At 46.3% G+C, this 1,412-nt stretch carries 2 protein-coding genes; one reads left to right on the forward strand and one right to left on the reverse strand.

From position 1 onward, the window contains the following. A partial coding sequence (locus KDK17_RS16905) for a hypothetical protein (protein ID WP_257288616.1) occupies positions 1-314 on the reverse strand: 314 nt, incomplete at its 3' end. Between the two features lie 363 nt (positions 315-677). On the opposite strand from KDK17_RS16905, the gene KDK17_RS16910 reads away from it, so the two are divergent. After that, positions 678-1,235 carry a hypothetical protein gene (locus tag KDK17_RS16910; protein ID WP_257279685.1) on the forward strand — a complete coding sequence of 186 codons (558 nt, stop codon included), beginning with the start codon at positions 678-680 and terminating at the stop codon, positions 1,233-1,235. Positions 1,236-1,412: the final 177 nt, after the last annotated feature.

The raw sequence follows: 1,412 nt of genomic DNA on the forward strand, positions 1-1,412 counted from the left end.
GCCAGATGTATATGAATGTAGACCATAAGGTCCAACATTCTGTCCACCAATGCATCATCATTCTTGAATGATGGATTTTCCAAGGTGGATGCTGGCAATATAAAGTCATTATTGCTGATTTTCTCAACCAGTTGTTCTGCTTCCATCCTTAAAGAATCATCATCAATGATGTCATCACGAAAAACCTTCCAGTCTGATGCAGGAACATGACAGAGCAGGTAATACCTTTGATTTTGCTTCAGTCGGTTAAGAAAATCCGGCTCCTGGTTGAGACAGTCTTCAGGGGCGGCCACCTCATATGATAAAATCTCCAAACCGAGACTTGCCAGAGGCAGTATGAGTATCACTAAAGTGAGGACGCATACAGCTAAGAAATCATTTTTTTTAAATCGCCACGTTAAACCTGTCATCCTGTTTATTATCATGGGTTTTACTCCTTTCACCTTGTTATTCTCAGAGTACTTTTGACTGTTTTCGCTGAGAAAAGTTCATGTCAGCCCCGGAACCTGAGTGAGAATACTCTGCCCTGCGCGGCAATTGCTCCTGCATTGCTCTGCCTCCTGCATCCATGCAGTCCTGTAGCGGCAGCAAATCGGGAAAAAAGCGAGTTCGTTATTTTATGACTAGCTTATAGCCTACGTCTGTCTTAATGATTTCAACCCATCCGGAGAACGGTCATGCAAGAGTACGAAGAAATGATGGGAGAACTGATCGAGCTTGGCATCAATGCCAACCCCATAGCACCCTTTTCCTGCTGCATCCTGGACCCCTGTGGTCAGATTCTGGTGACTGCTGCTTATGCCCGTCATATCAGCCCTCTCTTCAGCGCTGAAGGCCTCGCCCTTCATGCACTGGCACAAAACTATCATGTCCGACGGAATCAGGAGCTGATTCTGTTGACCAATGCCGAGCCGGATTGCGCAGCCATGTCAACGATTCTCTGGTGCAATATGCACGATATTAACATCGCCAGAATCGCATACGGTGCTTCAGGAAACCGTCTCAGAGCACTCTGGGCTTGCACTTTCGGATTCGAAGCCGACGAAATACTCGACCGGGCAGGAAAAGATAATGAATACCGGCCTGAGCTGATCGGCCCAATACTTGAAGATGACTGCCTTGAAGCGTTTGAAGACGCCAGAGCCCTGTCTGATCAGGGTGATCATCCAGTGTTATCACTGGATCTGGACGATTTTTGGATACCAGGAGACTGGATGCTGGAGTTGGAGAGCTAACTGGACAGGGAGCGTCCCTTAATCATTAGTGGGATTGATGGACTCAAAACTGGCTAACAAAGCCATTTTTCTCTAATTTTTTATAGTAGGTAAAGGTTTACACAGACTCCCATCCGCCTCTTCATGGAAGATTAAACCGGTATGCGAATACCCAGTTTTGTTAGCTCAGTCTATCAC

The organism is Endozoicomonas sp. SESOKO2 (assembly GCF_024606245.1).
Taxonomy (GTDB): domain Bacteria; phylum Pseudomonadota; class Gammaproteobacteria; order Pseudomonadales; family Endozoicomonadaceae; genus Endozoicomonas_A.